This is a genomic window from Nitrospira sp. (genome assembly GCA_016788885.1).
GTDB lineage: Bacteria > Nitrospirota > Nitrospiria > Nitrospirales > Nitrospiraceae > Nitrospira_A.
Genome location: JAEURX010000066.1, coordinates 1 through 3,380 on the forward strand (window position 1 = coordinate 1; position 3,380 = coordinate 3,380).

Annotated in this window: 3 protein-coding genes; all 3 read left to right on the forward strand. The window is 59.4% G+C overall.

What is annotated here, in order from left to right; translation table 11 throughout:
* Nucleotides 1–310 precede the first annotated feature (310 nt).
* Complete coding sequence (locus JNL86_16815; GenBank protein MBL8044573.1) at nt 311–1,261, forward strand: NmrA/HSCARG family protein; 951 nt, start codon at nt 311–313, stop codon at nt 1,259–1,261.
* Nucleotides 1,262–1,714: 453 nt separating this feature from the next.
* Complete coding sequence (locus tag JNL86_16820) at nt 1,715–1,990, forward strand: hypothetical protein (GenBank protein ID MBL8044574.1); 276 nt, start codon at nt 1,715–1,717, stop codon at nt 1,988–1,990.
* A gap of 181 nt (nt 1,991–2,171) precedes the next feature.
* On the forward strand, nt 2,172–3,380 hold a 1,209-nt coding region (locus JNL86_16825; protein ID MBL8044575.1), incomplete at its 3' end, for a sodium:solute symporter family protein.

Sequence of the window (3,380 nt, forward strand, 5' to 3'; positions counted from 1 at the left end):
CCCGTGTAGTTGGAACATTCCCAGGGGCCGGAGGATTCTGCGCCAAACACAGGCAGCACGAACAGAACAGCACTCATTCCCATGGCGAGCGAGATGAACCATTGCCGAAGGGATTCCAATCGGTGTGTCGTAAGACGTACCATGACGCTCCTCCCTGGCTAGCTATCGTTAGCCTATCATGGCTCTGACGGTGATGGAAGGCCAGATCCGGCCCGTAAAGAGGGAAACGAACGACTGCGTCGTCGGTTGACAGAAGTGGTGTGGGACGTGTGCCACGACGTAGGCAGACATACGGAAAGGAGAAGGGACTATGGCAGAAAAGCAGGTGATTGCGGTGGTCGGGGCGACCGGGATGCAAGGCGGCGGGTTGGTGCGGGCGATATTGGCCGATCCTGCCAGTGGGCTGACAGTGCGCGCGTTGACCAGGGATGTCCATTCGGATAAGGCCAAGGAGCTTGCCCGGCTCGGCGCGGAAGTGGTGGCGGCGGATGTGCATGACGTCGAGAGCCTGAAACGGGCGTTTGCCGGAGCCAGCGGCGCGTTTTGCGTTACATTCTTTTGGGCGCACCTTTCTCCGGAAAAGGAATATGCGGAAGCCGAGGCCATGGCTAAGGCGGCCAAGGCGGCGGGGGTGCGACACGTCATCTGGTCCACCCTCGAAGACACGCGCCGATGGGTGCCCCTGTCCGACAACCGTATGCCGACGTTAATGGGCAACTATAAGGTGCCGCACTTCGATGCGAAGGGGGAAGCGGATCAGGTCTTTAAGCAGCTCGGGGTGCCCACGACGTTTCTCCTCACGTCTTTTTATTGGGACAATCTCATCTACTTCGGCATGGGGCCCAAGCCGGGACCTGATGGGACGCTCGTGTTTACTCTTGCGATGGGGGAGGCCAGGCTACCGGGCATTGCCGCAGAGGATATTGGAAAGTGCGCCCTGGGCATCTTCAGGAAGCGAGATGCGTATCTCGGGAAAACCGTGGGTGTCTCGGGCGAACATCTCACCGGCTCACAAATGGCCGCTGCCCTGAGCAAGGCGCTCGGACGCGAGGTGCGGTATCAGGCAGTGCCGCCGGAGGTCTACCGGACCTTCGGCTTTCCGGGAGCGGATGATGTGGCCAATATGTTCCAGTTCAAGCGCGATTTTAATGCCGTCTTTTGCGCAGCCCGTGAGCCGGCGATCGCTCGGGCGCTCAATGGCGGAGTGCAGACGTTTGCGCAGTGGCTGGAGGCGAACAAGGCACGCATTCCCCTCTCCTAGCGGAAGGGCGGTGCTTGGCCGGAACCTAATGCTGAGGTTTTTGCCGGGAAAGTTGGCAGGAAGATGTGAACGGATTGCACCGCAGGCGGTGTATCTTGATCGTCCGCAACTTCTCCGGTCCTGCCGTGATCCGTGGCTCCTGAGCGCGTTCCCCATTTCCGAGCGTCGGAAACGAGGCCAGTGTCGTCAAGATGCAGATGGACAGGACGGCCAACACCCAAGCGAAGTAGAGTGAGTAACGCATGGCCTATTCGTAACACACTGCGTCGAGTAGTCAACGAAATGGTCGTTTTTCGTCATTCGTGTCTGTTGCGCTCCGGTTCATGTCCGCTGTGATCCATACGATTCCGTAGTTTGTTTCAGTGATTGTGGTGAGCATGGCTTTGGCGCAGACTGTCCCACTCGGTTCATCGGTGCAATATCCACCCTATTGATTGGACAAGGAGGATGCCCATGAAACAGTGGTCTATGGTTGTCTCGGCGTTGCTGCTGGCGATGTTCAGTCTTGGCTCTACCGGTTGGGCCGGCGAAATGAAGGCCAAGATGGAAGAAATGAAGGGTGATACGAAGGCCAAGGTCGAGGAACTGAAGGGCGAGACGAAAGCCGCGGTGGAAGAGGCCAAGGGCAACAAGGTGCAGGCGGAAGTGGAGCGTGCCAAGGGAAAAGGGAACGCGGCTCTGGAGAAGGCCAAGGGGAAGGTCAAGGAACTGAAAGCGAAGACCGAGTAACCCCTTTTCTCGCAAGGGGTGAAAGAGACTTGCGCGGGTCTGTTGCGACTGCGCAAGTCTCCTTTGCGAAGGTTTCGCTCATCGAGTCGGCTTTCACGGCATTGCGCGAGAGGGGCGCGGTCGCTACAATCCCCTCGCGCCGCCATCGGCGGCGGTCGTCTCACCGACAGGCGAATGCCGCATGCTCCTCTCCTTCGTGATTCTCTACCTTGCCTGCTCCGTCGGGATCGGGCTGTATGCGGCAACCCGCGTCCATAACACCAAGGATTTTGCCGTTGCCGGCCGATCCCTTCCTCTGCCCGTGGTCACGGCGACGGTGTTTGCGACCTGGTTCGGGGCTGAGACCGTCCTCGGCATCTCTGCCACCTTCGTCAAAGACGGGCTTCGCGCGGTCGTCGCCGATCCGTTCGGATCCAGTCTCTGTTTGATTCTCGCTGGCTTGTGGTTTGCCCGCCGACTCTACCGATTGAACCTCCTCACGATCGGAGACTTTTACCGGTTGCGGTACAACCGCGCGGTCGAAGTGCTGTGCACCCTATGCATCGTCGCCTCGTATCTTGGCTGGGTCTCGGCGCAGATCAAGGCGCTGGGACTGGTATTCGCCGTCGTGACAGACGGCGCGATGAGCCAGTCCGCCGGCATGGTGTTGGGCGCGCTGATCGTTCTCACATACACGACATTCGGCGGCATGTTCTCGGTGGCGATACTCGACTTCGTGCAGATCACCATCATCATGGGAGGCATGCTCTACATCGGGTCCGTGATCAGCGGGCTGGCGGGTGGAGTCGGGACGGTGGTCACGCATGCGGCGGCGGCGGGGAAATTGGATTTTTTCCCGCCGCCGCAGGTCGACGCGTGGATTCCATTCGTGGGTGCCTGGGTCACCATGATGTTTGGATCGATCCCTCAGCAGGATGTGTTTCAGCGAATCACGTCGGCTCGGGATGAGGGCACCGCGGTGCGAGGCTCGGTGCTCGGCGGATCGCTGTATTTCTTCTTCGCATTCGTGCCCATGTTTTTAGCCTATTCAGCGACGCTGATCGATCCGGCGCAGGTGGCGGATTTGCTGGAGCGGGATTCCCAACTTATTCTCCCGACCTTGATTGTGCAGCACACGCCGATCGCCGCGCAGATCATTTTTTTCGGCGCCTTGCTGTCTGCCATCATGAGTTGTTCGTCGGCCACATTGCTCGCGCCGTCCGTGGCCTTCAGTGAAAATATCGTCAAGAGCCTGCTGCCCACCATCGGCGATCGCGGGCTGCTGGCCGTGATGCGGACGGTGTTGGTCGGGTTTGCCGCGCTCGTCTTGCTGTTTGCCCTCAATTCGGAAGCCAGCATTTTCAAGATGGTGGAAAGTGCGTACAAGGTGACGCTGGTGGCGGCGTTTGTG

Excerpts from the sequence above, each read along its gene's own strand:
- JNL86_16815 (MBL8044573.1), top strand. The coding sequence starts at position 311 with ATGGCAGAAAAGCAGGTGATTGCGGTGGTCGGGGCGACCGGGATGCAA.
- JNL86_16820 (MBL8044574.1), top strand. The coding sequence starts at position 1,715 with ATGAAACAGTGGTCTATGGTTGTCTCGGCGTTGCTGCTGGCGATGTTC.